At 73.2% G+C, this 18,038-nt stretch carries 13 protein-coding genes; 5 read left to right on the forward strand and 8 right to left on the reverse strand.

Translation table 11 applies throughout. The features are described 5' to 3' along the window. Nucleotides 1–153: 153 nt before the first annotated feature. The 3 genes from AB852_RS08365 to AB852_RS08375 all read left to right on the forward strand — a co-directional run bounded on the left by AB852_RS08365 (nucleotide 154) and on the right by AB852_RS08375 (nucleotide 4,841). A complete protein-coding gene (locus tag AB852_RS08365) occupies nucleotides 154–1,002 on the forward strand; it encodes a 3-hydroxyacyl-CoA dehydrogenase family protein (RefSeq protein WP_073785004.1) in 849 nt (282 codons plus the stop codon). Between the two features lie 302 nt (nucleotides 1,003–1,304). Next, nucleotides 1,305–1,628 (forward strand): STAS domain-containing protein, encoded by a 324-nt coding sequence (locus tag AB852_RS08370; RefSeq protein WP_073785006.1) that lies wholly within the window; start codon nucleotides 1,305–1,307, stop codon nucleotides 1,626–1,628. Nucleotides 1,629–1,859: 231 nt separating this feature from the next. Next, nucleotides 1,860–4,841 (forward strand): ATP-binding protein, encoded by a 2,982-nt coding sequence (locus AB852_RS08375; protein ID WP_245876642.1) that lies wholly within the window; start codon nucleotides 1,860–1,862, stop codon nucleotides 4,839–4,841. A 508-nt stretch (nucleotides 4,842–5,349) separates the two neighbouring features. On the opposite strand, the gene nucS is transcribed toward AB852_RS08375, so the two are convergent. Next, complete coding sequence (gene nucS / locus AB852_RS08380) at nucleotides 5,350–6,021, reverse strand: endonuclease NucS (RefSeq protein ID WP_178390951.1); 672 nt, start codon at nucleotides 6,019–6,021, stop codon at nucleotides 5,350–5,352. Between the two features lie 211 nt (nucleotides 6,022–6,232). Between nucS and AB852_RS08385 the strand changes: the two genes are divergently transcribed. Then, nucleotides 6,233–6,625, forward strand: coding sequence for an SCO5389 family protein (locus AB852_RS08385; protein WP_073785010.1), 393 nt, complete (start codon nucleotides 6,233–6,235; stop codon nucleotides 6,623–6,625). A 97-nt stretch (nucleotides 6,626–6,722) separates the two neighbouring features. Here the strand turns inward: AB852_RS08385 and AB852_RS08390 are convergent, their stop codons facing one another. Next, nucleotides 6,723–7,751, reverse strand: a complete 1,029-nt coding sequence (locus tag AB852_RS08390) for an LLM class flavin-dependent oxidoreductase (protein WP_073785012.1) — start codon at nucleotides 7,749–7,751, stop codon at nucleotides 6,723–6,725. A gap of 228 nt (nucleotides 7,752–7,979) precedes the next feature. On the opposite strand from AB852_RS08390, the gene AB852_RS08395 reads away from it, so the two are divergent. Then, nucleotides 7,980–8,312, forward strand: coding sequence for an ATP/GTP-binding protein (locus tag AB852_RS08395; protein WP_073785014.1), 333 nt, complete (start codon nucleotides 7,980–7,982; stop codon nucleotides 8,310–8,312). Nucleotides 8,313–8,383: 71 nt separating this feature from the next. Here AB852_RS08395 and AB852_RS08400 read toward each other — a convergent pair whose 3' ends face one another. From AB852_RS08400 to scy, 6 genes are all read right to left on the reverse strand, one after another. Next, entirely contained in the window at nucleotides 8,384–9,220 is an 837-nt protein-coding gene (locus AB852_RS08400; protein WP_073785016.1) for an ABC transporter permease, read from the reverse strand. Further along, complete coding sequence (locus AB852_RS08405) at nucleotides 9,217–10,392, reverse strand: ABC transporter ATP-binding protein (protein WP_073785018.1); 1,176 nt, start codon at nucleotides 10,390–10,392, stop codon at nucleotides 9,217–9,219. Before AB852_RS08405 ends, AB852_RS08400 begins: the two co-directional genes overlap by 4 nt. A 290-nt stretch (nucleotides 10,393–10,682) precedes the next feature. Further along, nucleotides 10,683–11,453, reverse strand: coding sequence for an ABC transporter permease (locus AB852_RS08410; RefSeq protein ID WP_073785020.1), 771 nt, complete (start codon nucleotides 11,451–11,453; stop codon nucleotides 10,683–10,685). 2 nt (nucleotides 11,454–11,455) lie between these two features. Further along, nucleotides 11,456–12,460: an ABC transporter ATP-binding protein gene (locus tag AB852_RS08415; protein WP_073785704.1), complete on the reverse strand. Its 1,005-nt coding sequence runs from the start codon at nucleotides 12,458–12,460 to the stop codon at nucleotides 11,456–11,458. 208 nt (nucleotides 12,461–12,668) lie between these two features. Beyond that, nucleotides 12,669–13,604 (reverse strand): coiled-coil domain-containing protein, encoded by a 936-nt coding sequence (locus AB852_RS08420; protein WP_073785022.1) that lies wholly within the window; start codon nucleotides 13,602–13,604, stop codon nucleotides 12,669–12,671. Between the two features lie 192 nt (nucleotides 13,605–13,796). After that, a complete protein-coding gene (scy, locus tag AB852_RS08425; protein ID WP_073785024.1) occupies nucleotides 13,797–17,756 on the reverse strand; it encodes a polarized growth protein Scy in 3,960 nt (1,319 codons plus the stop codon). Between the last annotated feature and the right edge of the window lie 282 nt (nucleotides 17,757–18,038).

Genomic DNA, 18,038 nt, shown 5'->3' on the forward strand with positions numbered 1-18,038 from the left:
GCCGCTGCTCCGTACGGGCGGCGGTGGTGGTGTGATGTCCGTCATGTGAGACGTGACGCGCATCTCTTCGCCGTCACTTGGGCCTTCACTGACGCTAGGGTCCGCCACAGGTACGGGAAACTTCAACGTAAACAGCGGGTTAGGGGTTGAAACGTGGCACGGAAGCTCGCCGTCATCGGAGCCGGACTCATGGGTTCCGGAATCGCGCAGGTATCCGCCCAGGCAGGCTGGGACGTCGTCCTGCGTGATGTCACCGACGGGGCGCTGACCCGGGGCACCGACGGCATCAGGTCCTCGTACGACCGGTTCGTCGCCAAGGGCAGGCTGGACCCCGCCGACGCCGAGGCCGCGCTCGCCCGGATCACCACCACCACCGACCTCGACGCGGTGGCCGACGCCGATATCGTCGTCGAGGCCGTCTTCGAGAAGCTGGAGGTCAAGCACGAGATCTTCCGCGCCCTCGACGGAATCGTCGGCGACGGGACCGTGCTCGCCTCCAATACCTCCGCGATCCCCATCACCAAGATCGCCGCGGCCACCGAACACCCCGAACGGGTCGTCGGCACGCACTTCTTCTCGCCCGTCCCGATGATGCAGCTGTGCGAACTGGTGCGCGGCCACAAGACCAGTGACGCGACCCTGGCCACCGCCCGGGAGTTCGCCGAATCCGTCGGCAAGACCTGTGTCGTCGTCAACCGCGACGTCGCGGGCTTCGTCACCACCCGGCTCATCTCCGCCCTCGTGGTCGAGGCCGCGAAGCTGTACGAGTCGGGGGTGGCCAGCGCCGAGGACATCGACCTCGCCTGCAAGCTGGGCTTCGGCCACGCGATGGGACCCCTCGCGACCGCCGACCTCACCGGCGTCGACATCCTGCTGCACGCCACCGAGAACATCTACACCGAGTCCCAGGACGAGAAGTTCGCCCCGCCCGAGCTGATGCGCCGGATGGTTGACGCCGGTGACATCGGACGCAAGAGCGGGCAGGGGTTCTACAAGCACTGAGCGAATCCACGGCGAGCGCGCCCGCACGGCACCGGATCAAGCACCGCGAGGGTGCCGGGCGCACGCCCAGGAGCGGGGGGACGGACACCGGGCGGCCGTCCTTCCCCCCGGCTCCGCATTGATGTTCCGTCACCCCGGGGATCACCCCTCGGGGTGAATTCGATATCGGTTCGCTTACAACCAGCAACCCTGGTCGCCCACGGGCCGTCAGTTGCAGTGACATAGCCGGACGGCCCACGGAACACCCATACGCAGACTTCTCACCGACCATCTGTCACCGCACGCGGACACCGGGAGCGCATATGCACATCAGGGGCGACCACGCCGAGCTGGTCGTCGGGGGCCGCCTCGACGTCCGCAGCGCGGCGGACGCCCGGACGGTCCTGCACTCGGCCGTCGACGACGGCACCGGTGACCTGGTGCTCGACCTGTCGGAACTGGACTCCTGGGACGCCACCGGACTCGGCGTCATCATGGGCGCCCACCGCCGCGCGGGGCGCTGCGGACGGCGGCTCGTGCTGCGCGACGTACCCCCGCAGATGCAGCGGCTGCTGGTCGCCACCCGGCTGCACCGCATCCTCGCCATCGAGGGCGGGATCGGGGTCGAGTCCCTGCCCAGGGTCTGACCCCGGCCCCCGCGCCCCGCGACCGCCCCGATTCTCATCGGACCGTGATGTCCACGGCCGTCCGGCACCCCGTCCGTTCATGGATACTGACGGCAGGCCCAGGGCCCGGACACCCGGCCCGGATCTCCCCGCGCCGGGACCGGTGGAACGGGAGCGGACCGGAAGCGACGGCGCGGTGTGCGCACGGCCGGCCGGGGCCGCCGCACACGACGCTCTTGGGGGGCTTCGACCATGGACCCGACCGACCGGGAACCCGAGCCGTACGGCCAGGACGACCCCGGGCCCCGGGAATCGCGCGACCGCTCCGGCGGCGGCCGCCACGACCCCGCCGACCCCGCCGCGAAGCACCGGCGCCCCACGGACGGGACGGCCTCCGAGGACCGCGACCAGCCGTACGCCGCCGACGAGATACCCGGGCCGCACCCCGGACCCGCCGCGCCGGACGCCCGGGACAACCCCTACCTCCCGGCCCTCCGCGAGAACCGCGACCGGCCGCTCCCCGCGCTGCCCGACCCCGGCGCCCCGCCCCGCCCCCGGGCACCCCGCGACCCGCTCACCTCCGACTTCGCCGGCGCGCCGACCACCCCGCGCACGGTCCGCCTCAGCTGTGGCGAACTCCTCCTGACCGTCAACCCCGTGGACGGCAGCGAGATCGAGCGGCGCCCGCCGGGAGACCACCCGGCGCCCCCCGAACGGCACGCCCCGCGGACCCGCGAAGAGGTCCGCCGCGCCGCCACCCCGCCCGTACCGCCGGGTCCCGCACTCGCCAGGCCGCCGCTGCTGGAACGCCAGGAGGAACGCGAACGCGCCGTCCGGCTCATCGCCCGGGGCCGCTCCGTACGGCTCACCGGACCCGCCGGATGCGGACGCACCGCGCTGCTCGACGCCGTCGCCGACGACTGCGCGGACCTCGCCCCCGACGGCGTCATCCGGCTCACCGGCTTCCGCCGGACCGTCACCGACCTGCTGTACGACCTGTACACGGCCGTGTTCAGCGGCCCCGGACAGCACCCCGACCGGCAGGGCGTCCTCGACCACGTACGCGGTATCGGCGCCGTCGTCGTGGTGGACGACCTCGCCTTCGGCGGCGCCGCGCTCGACGAACTCCTCGACGCCACCCCCGAATGCGCCTTCGTGCTCGCCGCCGACCCCGACGTCACCCCGCCCCGCACGGACGCGCCCGTCGAGGAGGTGTTCCTCGGCGGCCTCAGCCGCGCCGGGGGCGTCGCCCTCCTCGCACACGCCACCGGCCGCCCGCTCTCCGACGACGAGGCGAGCTGGGCCGGGGACCTCTGGTTCGAGTCGGAGGGCCTGCCCCTGCGGTTCGTCCAGGCCGCGGCCCTGCTCCGGCAGCGCGACGCGCTGCGCGCCGACCCCGAAGCCTTCACGTACGACGGCCCCGGCGACGGCCCCGACAGCGCCTCCCCCGACCGGAACACAGCCGCCTCCGACCGGACCGGCCACCGGACCGGCGACGACGGCCACGACGGTGACGGTGACGAACCCGACATACCCCTTCCCTCGCTCGCCGAAGGGGCCGCGCCCGCCGCGCTGCTCGCGTCCCGGCTCAGCGGCGCGGCCCGCGCCACGCTGCGCTTCGCCGTGGCGCTGGAGGGCGAGGTCCCGCACCAGGCGCATCTGCCCGCGCTGATCGGGGACACCCACGCCGACGCGGCCCTCGCGGAACTCGTCGGGGTGGCCCTCGTGACCCCCGTCGGCCCCCGCTACCGGCTGGCCACCGGGGTGCGCACCCAGCTGGAGGGCGCCGGATACGCCGACGACGCCGCCGAACGGCTGCTCACCGCCGCCCGGCACTACGCCTGGTGGACGGGCCACCCCTCGGTCACCCCCGCGCGGGTCGCCGCCGAGGCCGACGCGGTCATCGCCGTCCTGGCCGCCCCGCTGAACGCCGCCGAGAACGGCTCCGCCGACGCCGACTCCCTCTCCGCGCTGCTCGACCCCGCCGGTGAACCCGACGGGCCCAGCGCGTCCGTGGGCCTCGCGCTGGCCGCCGCGCCCGCGCTGGCCGCCGGGGCCGACTGGAACGCCTGGGAGCATGTGCTGCGGCTCGGCACGGCCGCCGCCCGGCACACCGGTGAGGTGGCCGACGAGGCGTATTTCCACCATGAGCTGGGCGTCCTCGCGCTGTGCGAGGGCCGCGACGGCCGGGCCCGCGCCGAGTTGGAGGCGTCCATCGGGCTGCGGGGCGCGGTCGCCGACAAGCGCGGCGCCGTCGCGGGCCGCCGGGCCCTCGCCCTGGTCGACGACCGCTCCGCCGCGGGCAAGGCGACGGCCGGGGACGCGATGTCCGGGGCGCGGCGTGAGGAGTCCGTGTCACCGCCCGGCGGCCTCACCCGGGTGTTCGCGCTGCCTCCCGGCGCCGCCGGCGCCTCCGCCGGCGCCCCGGAGGCACCTGATCCGGCCGACACCCTGGTCTCCGGACGGGGACCCGCCGGAGGGTTCGCCTCCCGGCTGCGGGGCGCCCGCCGGACGGTGCTGAGCGGTACCCGGCGCAATCTGGTGGCCGCGGGCGCGGGCGGGCTGCTCGCGGCGCTGCTGGGCACCGTGGTGACGCTCGGGGTCATCTCCGACACGGACGACCCGCCGGCCGGACGGGTCGGCAGCGACCCGTCCGCGAGCCAGGACGTGGACGACGCGGCCGGGGTGGACGAGGCGGGGCCCGAGGGCGGGCAGCGCGAGGGCACCGGGGGTGCGGACACCGGTTCCACGAGCCGGCCCGGCGGGGCGGGTCCGTCCGGGGTGCCTTCGGCCCCCACGGACGCGGTGCCGGGCGCCGGGGTCGGTGGGGCGTCCTCGCCCGTGCCGGGGTCCAGTGGGCCCGGTGGGGGCCCTGGGAGCGGTACGGGGGGTTCCGGCGGGGCCGGTGGGTCCGGTTCCCCGGGCGGGCCTGGTGACCCGGGCGGTACGGGTGAGCCCGGCGGGCCCGGTGGTCCGGGGGGCCCGGGTGGTCCCGGGGAGCCCTCCAGCGGGCCCCCGAGCAGTGGCCGTCCGCCGACCAGCGAGCGGCCCACCACGCCGCCGCCGTCGCCCACGGGGCGGCCCACGGCGCCGTCGCCCAGTGCCTCCAGCCCCGGGACGTCGCCGCCCGCGCCCACGCCTACGGCGTCCGTCTCGCCGTCCGGGTCCGATTCCGCCGCGGGGCCCGGTGGGACGCCCTCGGGTGGGGCGGGGCCGGGGGAGTCCGTGCTCTAGCCCGCTCCCGGCGGGTCGCCTTCGCTTGCGCTTCCGGGTTCTCGGGGCTGGGCCCACTTGTCCCTGTGCGGGTCGCCTCCGCTTGCGCCGCCAGGTTCGCGGGGCTCAGCCCACTTGTTCCTGTGGGGGTCGTTCGGGGGTGCGCGGTTCCTCGCGCCCCTTGGGTCGCGCCTCTTGCGGTTCTTGTTCGGCTGGGGGTTGCCCGGGGTTGCTCGCGCAGTTCCTCGCGCCCCTGAGGTCTGCCGTGCTGGGTGTGCTTGTTCCTGTGCGGGTTGCTCGGGGGTGCGCGGTTCCTCGCGCCCCTTGGGTCGCGCCTCTTGCGGTTCTTGTTCGGCTGTGGGTTGCCCGGGGTTGCTCGCGCAGTTCCTCGCGCCCCTGAGGTCTGCCGTGCTGGGTGTGCTTGTTCCTGTGCGGGTTGCTCGGGGGTGCGCGGTCCCCCGCGCCTCTTTGGGGCGCCCACCTTGGGCGGTTCGCCGGGCGCGGGGTTGTCTGTCGGGGTGGCCGGGGGTCAGAACAGGCGGAGTTTGTCGTCCTCGATGCCTCGCAGGGTGTTGTAGTCGAGGACCGTGCAGCCGATGCCGCGGTCGGTCGCCAGGACCCGGGCCTGGGGCTTGATCTCCTGGGCGGCGAAGACCCCGCGGACCGGCGCGAGATGCGGGTCGCGGTTCAGCAGCTCCAGATAGCGGGTGAGCTGCTCGACACCGTCGATCTCCCCGCGCCGCTTGATCTCCACCGCGACCGTCGCGCCCTCGGCGTCCCGGCACAGGATGTCGACCGGGCCGATCGCGGTCATGTACTCCCGGCGGATCAGGGTGTAGCCCTCGCCCAGGGTGTCGATGCGGTCCGCGAGGAGTTCCTGGAGGTGCGCTTCCACGCCGTCCTTGATGAGACCGGGATCGACGCCGAGTTCATGGGACGAGTCATGAAGGATCTCCTCCATGGTGATGATGAGTTTCTCGCCGCCCTTGTTGATGACGGTCCATACGCCGCTCTCGTCCCCGGTGCCCTCCTTGAGGGTGCAGGGAGGCGACATCCAGTTGAGCGGTTTGTAGGCCCGGTCGTCAGCGTGGATGGAGACACTGCCGTCCGCCTTGATCAGGATCAGGCGGGGGGCCGACGGAAGATGGGCGGTGAGCCGGCCCGCGTAGTCCACGGAGCAGCGGGCGATGACGAGACGCATGGTCGGCAACGCTACTGGACGTCCGGTGGTCCACGCGATTCGCCCTGGAAGGACCCCGTACGTGCGTGGCCGGTTGTGGCCGCATTCTTCTGGTGCCGCTGAGCCGCGATGCTTACGGTGGACGCGGGAGGTCGCGAAGCGTGCACGCTGCGTATGCGAACTCCCTCCCTGTCCGCAAGCCCCCGGCTCCGGGGGTGCGAGAGGAGAACCCATGTCGCTCGACGTCTCACCGGCCCTATTGGAACAGGCCGAGCGAGGCGAGGTCGACGAAGCAGCCTTCGTCGACTGCGTCCGGACCTCCCTTCCCTACGCGTGGGAGATGGTCAGCTCCCTGGTGGCCCAGCTCAAGGTGGACGGTGGAGAGTTCGCCGACAACGAGACGCCGCCGCCGGACGAGCAGGCACGTGGCCAGCTGCTTCGCGCGCTCGCGAGTGACGCGATCCGGGGCGCGCTCCAGCGGCACTTCGGAGTGCGGCTGGCCTTCCAGAACTGCCACCGCCTGGCGGTCTTCCCGCTGGACCCGGCGGTGGACGAGACGCTCGCCCGCTTCACCTCTGTGCGCAACCAGCTCCTGAACCAGTCGCCGGAACTGCGGGACTGCTGACGGCAGCGGCACCAGGCCCGCCGTCGCCGGACGCCCGGCCCCCTGGCACACCGGGGCCCATGGGTGCGGCGACGGCGGGCCCCGGTGTGCCCGCGGGTCAGCCGAGCTGCGGCAGTACCTCGGCGCCCAGCCTGCGGATGTTCTCCTCCGTGGCGACCAGCTCGCCCGAGCCCTCGACCAGCAGCGCGAAGCGGGTGACGCCGGTACGCTCCGCCGTGGCCGCGAGGGAGTCGGCGCACTGCTGCGGGGTACCCACCGGATGGAGGGAGCACAGCAGTTCGGTGTAGGCGACGGGGTCGCGCATCGTACGGGCGCGGTCGTCGACGGTCACATGTGCCGCGAGGCCCTGCCGCAGCCAGCCCGGCATCGCCTTGAGCAGCGCCGCGGACGCCTCGGGGCCCCGGTCGGCGATCTGTACGACGCCCGCCGAGACATGCGCGGCGTCGCGTACCTCGTCGGGGTCGCGTCCCGACTCGTGGGCGTGCGAGCGCCACAGTTCGATCATCGCGGCCTTCTCCTCGTCGTCCACGTGCATCCCGAGCAGCATCGGCAGTCCGCGCTCCGCGGCCAGCCGTACGGTGCCCGGTGAGGTGCACGCGACGACCACTTCCGGCCCGATCCCGCCGATGAGCGCCTGGGACGGCTGCGGTACGACATCGACCGCGCGGAAGCGGAACCGCCGCGAGTCGGCGTCCACCCGGGACTGCGTCAACCAGCGCAGCAGCAGATCGAGGGATTCCGGGAATCCGCGTTCGTACGCCTCGATCCCGGTGCCGAACACCTCCAGGTCGACCCAGGGACCGCCCCGGCCCACCCCCAGCGAGAACCGTCCGCCGGAGGTGATGTGCAGCAGGGCCGCCTGCTCGCCGAGGGCCACCGGGTGGACGGTCGGCAGCACACTGACCGCCGTCCCCACCCGCAGGGTCCTCGTGCGTCCCAGCAGCAGCGCCGCCAAGGTGACGGCCGAGGGGCAGGTGCCGTACGGGACGAAGTGGTGCTCGGCGAGCCACACCGAGTCCAGCCCCGACTCCTCGGACACCTCGGCGGCCCGCACCGCCCGGTGCAGGGCCTCCCCCTGGCCCTGTCCCGGGAACTGCGCCGCCAGGACGAAACTTCCTACACGCATCGCACTCCTGCCTCCTTCGGCAACCGGCCTCGGCGCTCCCCCAGGTACCGGCTCAACGGCAACAACGTCCGACACGTGCCAAAGGCACGGGCGGCGGGAAAGATTGACGGATTGTCTGTGTATTGCGGGGGGATTGCGCGGAGCTCGCACCAGGCGTGTGCCCGCGGGGCGGCGCGTAGGCTGGTCGGGCCCGATGCCGACTTCTTCCGCGATCCGTGAGGTGTGCCCGTGTCCCCGCGCCGTAATCGTCCCAAAGGAGCCACGGACTCCGGAGGAGCCGGGCCCGGGGACGACCATGAGCGCTACGGGGGGTTCGAGTCCACCCAGACCTGGCGTGGTGAGGAGTGGTCGGTACGCCATGTGGCGGGTGCCAGCACCGCCGGGAAGACGTACCGCTGCCCCGGGTGCGACCAGGTGATCCCGTCCGGGGTGCCCCATGTCGTCACCTGGCCGCAGTACGCGGGTGTGGACGACCGCCGGCACTGGCACAAGGCGTGCTGGTCGGCCCGCGACCGCCGGGCCACCCGGGTGCAGCGGGGCCGCGGCATGCCCCGCTACTGACCGGTACGGCTGTGCCCCCGCCCGGAGGAGTCCGGGCGGGGGCACAGCCGTCACTTCGACGCGGGGCGCGGTCACACGTCCCGGCGGTCCAGCAGGGTGAAGGCGCCCGCGACCGCGGCACCGGTGACGATGATCAGGAACACCAGCTGGGGGCCGCCGGTGCCCTCCGTGTCGAGGGCGAAGATCTTCGCCAGCGCGTTCGGGGCGGCGTAGTCCATCATGACCTCGCCGACCCGCTGGGTGCTGGGGGAGATCATCAGGAACGCGGGCAGGATCGAGGGGACCAGCACCACACCGAGCATCGCGGTGATCGCGCCCGCCGAGTGCCGCAGCATCGCGCCGACGGCCAGCGCGAGGACACCGAGCAGCGACACGTACAGGGCGCCCTTGAAGACCGAGCCGAGCCAGGGCACGTTGCTGGCGTCCCCGTACATCCCGGCCGTCACCAGGCCCACGAAACCGATCGCGAAGGCGGACACCACGTAGGCCAGCGCGAAGAAGATGATGAACTTCGCGGCGAGCACCCGCCAGCGGGCGGGCGACGCGGTGAGCGTCGTACGGATCATGCCCGTGCCGTACTCGGACGAGATGACCAGGACGCCCAGGGTGATCAGGCAGAGCTGTCCCAGCACCAGCCCGAAGAACGCGGGGATCGTGTAGGGCGCGTCCTCGTAGTCCATGCCGGTGGTCTGCGCGGACACCAGCAGACCGATGCCGATGACCAGGGCGAGGAAGACCCCGATCGTCCACATCGTGGAGCGCACGGACTTGATCTTCGTCCACTCCGAGGTGAGCGCGTGCCCCAGATGCGTGCGGGTGACCGGGATCGGCGAGGTGTACGCCCCCTCCGGGTGCTGCCAGTGGGGCGCCGGGGCCGCGGGGTTCTGCTGCTGGGGCGGCGTGCTCATCGGGGTCCCTCGCTGTCGGGCTTCGTCATCTCGGTGGTGGCGGCACCCGCGGCGGCGGGGGCGTCGGCGGGCTGTGCGGCGTACGGGTTCGGCTGGGGCGGGCCGGCGGGGGCCTGCGGCATCGCGAACGGCTGACCGCCCTGCTGGGGCGGCGGCGGCGCGTACCAGCCGGGCTGGCCCTGGCCCGCGACGGGCATCGCGACGGGGGGCTGCGCGCCCGGCGGGAGCTGCTGCTGGAGACCGGCCTTCGCGTCGACCGTGGAGCGGTAGTCGACCACGCCCTGGGTCATCCGCATGTACGCCTCCTCCAGGGACGCCTGGTGCGGCGAGAGCTCCCACAGCCGGACGTCGGTGGTGTGGGCCAGCTCGCTGATCCGCGGCAGCGGCAGCCCCATGATCCGCAGCGCGCCGTCCGGCTCGGACAGCACCTGGCCGCCCGCCTCGGTCAGCGCGGCGGTGAGCTTCTCGCGCTGCTGCGGCTCGCTGTCGGGGGTGCGCACCCGGGCGAAGTCGGCGGAGTTGTGCGAGATGAAGTCCCGCACGCTCATGTCGGCGAGGAGCTGGCCGCGGCCGATCACGATCAGATGGTCGGCGGTCAGCGCCATCTCGCTCATCAGATGCGAGGAGACGAAGACGGTACGGCCCTCGGCGGCGAGCGACTTCATCAGATTGCGGACCCAGAGGATGCCCTCGGGGTCGAGTCCGTTGACCGGCTCGTCGAACAGCAGCACCTGGGGGTCGCCGAGCAGGGCCGCCGCGATCCCGAGCCGCTGCCCCATACCCAGGGAGAAGCCCTGGGAGCGCTTGCGGGCGACCTCCTGGAGACCCACCACCCCGAGGACCTCGTCGACCCGGCGGGCCGGGATCCCGGAGAGCTGCGCGAGGCACAGCAGATGGTTGCGCGCGTGCCGCCCGCCGTGCACGGCCTTGGCGTCCAGCAGGGCGCCGACCTGACGCGGGGCGTTCGGCAGCCTGCGGTACGGGTAGCCGCCGATGGTGACCTGGCCCGACGTCGGGTTGTCGAGCCCGAGGATCATGCGCATCGTCGTCGACTTGCCCGAGCCGTTGGGCCCGAGGAATCCGGTGACGGTGCCGGGCTTCACCTGGAAGGAAAGGTTGTACACGGCTGTCTTGGCACCGTAGCGCTTCGTCAGGCCGACTGCCTCGATCATGCTCCGCACCCATTCACAGGTTCTCAGGACGTCGGGGCACACGCCCCCGTAAGGGTTAGGAGGATATCCGGGAGCTGACGGTTCCAGCCAAAACAGGGGACAGGGCCGGGCCGTGGGCTTCTGTCCCCGTCCGTCCCTACTGTCCCCGCCGCCCGGCCCCCGCCGGACCCCCCGGACGACGGCCCCCGACCACCCCGCCCACCGGGCCGCGACCGCCGTACCAGGACCGTCGCACCAGGACCGTCGCACCAGGACCGCCCGTACCGGGACCGCCGTACCGCGCCCGTCCGCTACGCGTCGCGGCGCTTCAGCAGCACGTACCCGCCGATCAGCGCCACGGCCACCCACAGCACCATGATCCCCAGACCGCCCCAGGGCCCGTACGGGGTGTCGTCGTCCAGGGGCTGGACCACCTGCATGATCTTGCTGCCCGCCTGGTCGGGGAGGAACCGGCCGACCTTCTCCGTCGCCGACACATTGCCGAGGATCGCGGAGATCAGGAAGAAGAACGGCATCAGGATGCCCAGCGACAGCATCGGACTGCGCAGCATCGCCGCCACCCCCATCGAGAACATCGCGATCAGCGCCATGTACAGCCCGCCGCCGATCACCGCCCGCAGCACCCCGGGGTCCGAGAGGTCCGCGCGGTACCGGCCGAGGATCATCTGGCCCAGGAAGAACGTCACGAAGCTGGTGATCAGCCCGACCACGAGGGCCAGTGCCGTGGCCACCGCGAGCTTCCCGAACAGGAACGTCCCGCGCTGCGGCACCGCCGCGAGCGAGGTGCGGATCATGCCGGTGCTGTACTCGTTGGACACCACCAGCACCCCGAACACGATCATCGCGAGCTGGCCGAGGCTCATCCCGGCGAAGCTCACCAGGGTCGGGTCGAAGGTCAGCCGGTCCTGCGGGCTCAGCGAGTCGAAGTCGTTCTTCGCGAGGGTGCTGATCAGCATCCCGAGGGCGACCGTCACCACGAACGCCAGCCCCAGCGTCCATACGGTGGACGACACCGACCGGATCTTGGTCCACTCCGAACGGATGACCTGGAGGGCCGCCATCGTCACACCCCCTTCCCGTCGCGCGGTTGCCAGCTCTCGCCCCAGCCCGGCCGGGGCGGCCCCGGATCCGCCACCGGCCCGCCGGACAGCCCGTCCGCCGGTCCGGTGTGCGCGTGGTACTCCACCGACGCGGCCGTGAGCTGCATGAACGCCTCCTCCAGGGATGCCTGCTGCGGACTCAGCTCATGCAGCACGATCCGGTGCTCGGACGCCAGCTCGCCCAGCCGCTCGGACGGGTGCCCGTCCACCTCCAGCACCCCGCCGGCCGTCTCCACCACCGTGACCCCGTTGGCGTGCAGCACATCGAGCAGCCGCTCCCGCTGCGGGGTGCGCAGCCGGACGTACGACCGTGAGTTCTCCCGGATGAAATCCGCCATCGAGGTGTCCGCCAGCAGCCGCCCCTGACCGATCACCACCAGATGGTCGGCGGTCAGCGCCATCTCGCTCATCAGATGAGAGGAGACGAAGACGGTACGGCCCTGGGCCGCCAGCGACTTCATCAGATGCCTGATCCAGTGGATGCCCTCGGGGTCGAGCCCGTTGACCGGCTCGTCGAACATCAGGATGCGCGGATCACCGAGCAGGGCGCCCGCGATACCCAGCCGCTGGCCCATCCCCAGCGAGAAACCCTTCGCCTTCTTCCCCGCCACCGCCGTCAGCCCGACCGTGTCCAGCACCTCGTCCACCCGGGGCGCGGGAATGCCGTTGGACTGCGCCAGACACAGCAGATGGTTGTAGGCGCTGCGCCCGCCGTGCATGGCCTTCGCGTCCAGCAGCGCGCCGATCGCGGTGAGCGGGTCCTTCAGCCGGTCGTAGTGCTCGCCGTCGATCCGGACCTCACCGGCCGTCGGATGGTCGAGCCCCAGCATCATCCGCATGGTGGTGGACTTCCCGGCCCCGTTCGGACCGAGGAACCCCGTGACGATCCCCGGCCGGACCGTGAACGTCAACTCGTCGACCGCGACCTTCTCACCGAACCGTTTCGTCAGCCCCTCAAGCTCGATCATGCGCACCACGCTAAGCCGCGCGGGTTGCTCCTGCCTGTTGTGCGCCCGCGCGCCACCCGCCACGGACGCGCCCGCGCGCCGCCCGGCGCCCGTCCGGCTGTCGTCTGGCTGCCGTCCCGTCAGCAGGCCCGGACATGGCGGTGCCCGGCACGGCGACGAAGCCGTACCGGGCACACCGGCCGAACCGCCCGAGGGAGGGCGTAGGTGACTACCGGCCCTGCTGGGCGGGGACACCACGCGAGATCGGCTCGTCCTCGACGGGCGAGGCGGCCGCGGCGACCGCGGCACCCGTGAGGGTCGCGAGCATCTCGCGCACATTGGTGAGCTGCGCGTTGATGGAGTCACGCCGGTTGGTGAGCGCGGCGAGCTCCCGCTCGGACTCGCTGCGGATGCGGTCCGCCTTGGCGTTCGCGTCGGCCACGATGTCCTCGGCCTGGCGCTGCGCCGTCTCCACGGTCTGCCGGGCGCGGCGCTCCGCGTCGGTCCGCAGCTTCTCCGCCTCCAGACGCAGCTGCTCGGCGCGGTGCTCGATCTCCGCGAGACGCTTCTCGGCCTTGGCCTGACGCGACGCCAGGTCCCGCTCCGACTGCTCCCGGCGCTTGGCGAGGTTCGTCTCGAAGTCCGCGGCGGCCTGGGCGGCCTTCGCACGGGTCTCCTCGAAGAGGGCGTCGGCCTCCTCACGCTTGGACTGCGCGTCCTTCTGGGCCTCGGCACGCAGCGTGGACGCCTCGCCCTTGGCCTTCTCGACGATCCGAAGACCCTCGTCCTCGGACTTGGCCTTGCGGTCGGCGGCGAACGTCTCGGCGTCGTTGCGCACCTGCTGGGCGGCCGACTCGGCGAGCTCGCGGTGCTGCTCGGAAGCGCGACGGGCCTCCTCGCGCAGGTCCTTCGCCTCCTCCTCGGCGAGGCGGAGGATCTTCTCGACGCGCGCGCCGAGCCCGGCATAGGACGGCTCGGCATCGCTGACCTGCGCCTGGGCGTTCTGCGTTTCGAGGTGAAGTTCCTCGATCCGCTTCTCCAGCGCGGTGATCCGGGTCAGGGCACTGTCGCGATCGGAGACGAGCTTCGAGATTCGTTCGTCCACCTGAGCGCGGTCGTACCCACGCCGCACAAGCTCGAAGCCGTAGGGGGAAGTGTCGCTCATGGGGTTCCTGTCGAATGAGACCGGTGAGGTGATCGGGGGAATCCTAGGGGGCGGAACGGCGTGTCATCGAGCGGATACAGGTTTGATCTGGAGAATGACACCCCTTTTGGGTGGCTGCGGACCCGCGCGCTGCCCGGGGCAGACACACGGACGGACAGAGGCCTTCTTAAACCACGAACAGGGCCATTCTGGCTAGCCCTCTGACGATTTGCCACCCGAACGGGTGCCGCCGGACGCCGCGCCGGCCTTGACACCGGCCCCACCGCCCGCCGCGGGTTTCCCAGCCGGCGGAGCCTCGAAGGACTCCAACGCCTCCAGCACGTCCTGCACCCGCGAGATCTCCGCGTTGATGTCCTGCCGGCGGCGGACCAGCACATCGAGCTCACGACGCCCCTCGTCCACCGTGCGCTCGGCCTCCTGCTCGGCCTCCGCCTTGACGCGCTCCGCCTCACGGACCAGCCCGGCCGTCTTCGTCTCGGCCTCCTTCAGCAGACCCTCGGCCTTCTTGACCGCGGAGATCCGCACCCGGCTCGCCTCCGAGTTCGCGTCCGACACCAGCTTCTCGGCCTTCGCCTGAGCCTCGGTCAGCTGCTCCTCGGCGGCCTTCACCAGCGCGTCGCAGCGCTCGCCCGCGGTCCGCATGGCCTCCGCCGACTCCCGCCGCGCCCGCTCGTGCAGCTCCTCGACCTCACCGGTGATCCGCTCCCGCAGCTCCTCGGTGCGCTCCCGGATCGCCGTCGCGTCGCGGCGCGCGCCGACCAGCAGCTCGTCCGCGTCCGTACGGGCCCGCTCCACCCGGGTGTTGCCCTCGACGGTGGCCTCCGCGACCAGCCGGTCGGCCTCCGTACGGGCCGCGCCGACCATCGTGTCGGCCTGCTTCTCGGCCTCCGCCGTCGTCTCACGGGCCTTCGCCTGAGAGTCGTTGCCCAGCTTGTCGGCCTCCGACACGGCCTCCGTGATGAGCGCGTCGACCTGCTCCGCCGCCTCCGAACGCCGCTTGTTGGCGTCCTTGCGAGCCTCGTCCATCGTCCGCTCCGCCGAAGCACGGGCCTGGGCGAGCACCTGCTCGGCCTCCGTCCGCGCCTCGGTACGCACCCGCTCGGCCTCCGTACGGGTCCGCTCCGCGTGCTGACGCGCCGAACCGACGGCCTCCGCCGCCTGCGCCCGCAGCCGCTCGGCGTCCCCGGACGCGTCCGCGATCAGCCGCTCCGCCTTCGCCACGGCCTCCGCGCGCACCCGCTCCGCCTGCTCGGCGGTCTCCGTACGCAGCAGCTCCGCCTGCCGCTCCGTCTCCGTGCGCAGCGCCTCGGCCTTGCGCGCCGTCTCCGTCCGCAGGAGCTCGGCCTGTTCCACGGTCTCCGACCGCAGCCGCTCCGCCTCCCGGGTCGCCTCACCGACGAGCCCGTCGGCCTGGCCCGCGGCGTCCGAACGGATACGGTTCGCGTCCTCCCGGGCCTCGGCACGGGCCTGCGCGGCGTTCTGCTCGGCCGTCGCGATCGTGTCCGACGCCTCGGTACGGGCCCGCTGGGCGTGCTCGTCCGCGTCCTTCCGGGTCCGGTCGGCCTCGGCGATCGCGTCGGTGACCGTCCGCTCCGCGAGCGCCTTCGCCGCCTCGGTCTCCTCCCGGGCCTCACGGCGCACCCGGGCCGCGTCCTCCCCGGCCCGCTCCCGCTCGGCGTACGCGTCCGCGCGCACCCGGTCGGCCTCGCCCTGCGCCTCCGTACGGGTGCGCTCCGCCACATGCTCGGCGGTGCTGCGCAGCCCCGCGATCTCCTCCTGGGCCTGCTCCTGGAGCCCGGCGACCGAGTCCCGGACGGACTGCGCCGTCTGCTCCGCGCCGGTCACCAGCTCGGTGGCCCGCCGGTCCGCCTCCTCGACCAGCCGGGCCGCCTCCGCCTGCGCCTCGTCCACCCGGACCCGCGCCGACGCCAGCAGCTCCTCGCTCTGCTCCCTGGCCCGCTGCCGCTCCTGACCGGCCTCCTCGCGAGCGGAACCCAGCAGCTCCTCGGCCTCCCGGCGACGCCGGTCCGCCTCCGTACGGGCGGCGGCCAGCTCCTCGGCGGCCTCCGTGGCGACCCGCTCGGCCGCCGCGGCGGCTTCCGCGCGCACCCGGTCGGCGGTGTCCTGCGCCTCCGACTTCAGCCGCTCCGCCTCGGCGGCGGCCTCCGACCGCAGCCGGACCGCGACGTTCTCACCCTCCGCACGGGACTGCGACGCGTCGGCCGCGGCCTCGTCACGCAGCCGGTCCGCCTCCGCCGTGGCCTGCGACTGGAGCGTACGGACCCGCTCGGCGGCCTCCGCGCGCACCCGGTCCGCCTCCTCGGCGGCCTCCTTGCGCATCCGGTCGGCCGCCGTACGGGCGTCCTTCAACGACTCCTCGGCACCCGCCAGCCGCTCCTCGGCGCCGGCCCGCAGCCGGGCCACCTCCGTGTCGGCCTCGGCACGCTTGGCCGCGATCGCCCGCTCGGCCTCCTCGCGCAGCTCCCGGGCCGACTCCTCGGCCGCCGCGATCTGCTCCGCGGCCCGCTCCTCGGCCTCCGCACGGTGCCGTTCGGCCTCGCCCCGGGTGCGCTCCAGCGTCTCCTCGGCCTGCTTGCGCAGCGCCGTCGCCCGCTCGATGGCCTCGGTACGGACCCGCTCGCTCTCCGTCTGCGCGGTGCCCCGCAACTCGTCCGCGTCGGCCTTCGACTTGGCCAGCAGCTCCTCGGCGGTCCGGGCCGCCTCCTCGATCTGCTGGACCGCCTCCCGGCGCGCCTCGCCCCGGATGCGCTCGCCCTCGGCGACCGCGTCGGCCCGCAGCTGCTCGGCCTCGCCGCGCAGCCTGCGCGCCTCCTCCTGGAGCTCGACCGTCCTGGCCCGGTACTCCTTGGTGTCGTCCTTGGCGGCGCCCTTGAGCTCCTCGGCGATGTCACTGGCCTCGCCCCGCAGCCGCTCCGCCTCCGCCTCGGCCTCCCGGCGGACCCGCTCGGCCTCCTCGGTGGCCGCCTTGGTGGTGGCCTTCGCGTCCGCCGCCGCCTTGTCCAGGACCTCCTCGGCGGTCCGGGCCGCCTTCCCCAGCTGCGACGCGGTCTCCTCGGCGGTGACCGTCCTGGCCTTCTCCGCGGCCTCCGCGACGAGCTTCTCCGCCTCGGCCTTCGCGTCGTCGACGATCTGCCCGGCCTCCGCCTTGCTGGCCTCGGCCTCCTTGGTGGCCTCACCGACCAGCCGGGCGACCTGCTCCTTGGCGGTACGGGTGCGCTGCTCGTTCGCCGACTCGGCGGTCGCGAGCCGCTTGGACGCCGCTTCCTTGGCCTCGTCGAGGACCTTCTCGGCCTCCGCGCGCGCCTCCCGCAGCGCGTCGGTGGCCTGCGACATCCGCTCCTCGGCGGTCCGCGCCAGCTCGGTCGCCTGCCGGCGTGCCTCGTCGGACTCGGCGGTACTGCTGCTGCGCAGCTGCTCCGCGTGGTCGGCGGCCTCCTGGGCCTGCGCGGACGCGGCGTTCAGCAGCCGTTCGGCGTCGGCACGGGCCCGGCGCATCAGCGCCTCGGCCTCGGCGCGGGCGCTCTCCGCCTCGGCGCCCACCCGCTGACGTGCCTCGTCCGCGACCCGCTGGGCCTCGCCGCGGGCGGCCGCGAGCGCCTGCTCGGCCTCCGCGCGGGACTCGTCGAGCAGCCTGCGGGCCTGCGACTCGGTACGGGCCCGCAACTGCTCGGCCCACGCGACGTTCTCGTTGACGTGCGACTCGACGGTCGCCCGGCGCTCCGACAGCTCCTGGTCCAGCTGCTGACGGCGCGAGACGGCCTCGGCGTGCAGCTCCGACTGGAGCCGGGACTGCTGCTCCGCGTGCTCCTGCCGGATGCGCTGGGTCTGGGCGCGGACGTCACGCAGCTCGCGTTCCGCGTCGGCGCGCAGCTGTTCCGCCTGGATCTGGGCGTTGCGCAGCATCTGCTCGGCCTGGTAGCCGAGGTCCCCGCCGTCGTAGGCGGGGCGCGTCGCGAGGGACCGACGTGCCTCGTGCAGCTTCGCACGCAGCACCTCGACCTGATAGCCGCGGTCCTCGGCGTGCTGAACGGCCTTCTCCCGCTCGGTCTTCAGCCGCTCCATCTCGGCCTCGAACCGAGAGAGGTGGTCGACGTCAGCCCGCTCTCGCTCCTGGCGTTCGTAGCCCCGCACTGCGCGGTCCCATCCGTCCCCTGGTCGCAAAACTCTCCAACGAGCACCGGTCATCCGCCCGAACGGCGCCCCGGGGAATGGTGTCAGATCAACAGCGGGGTCCGGACTGCCGCCCCGACGCACGCCCTTCGACACCTGGACCCCGGCCATGACCGTCCGGCATACGGGCGGCCGCACACAACCCTACCGGCCCCCGTCTCCCCGTTGGCCTGGCCGACCACCTTTTCCTGCCCCGGCAGGGGGGTTGTCGCCGCCGCCCGGCCGGAACGGGTCCCTCCCACG

Source organism: Streptomyces uncialis (assembly GCF_001905345.1).
GTDB classification, from domain to species: domain Bacteria; phylum Actinomycetota; class Actinomycetes; order Streptomycetales; family Streptomycetaceae; genus Streptomyces; species Streptomyces uncialis.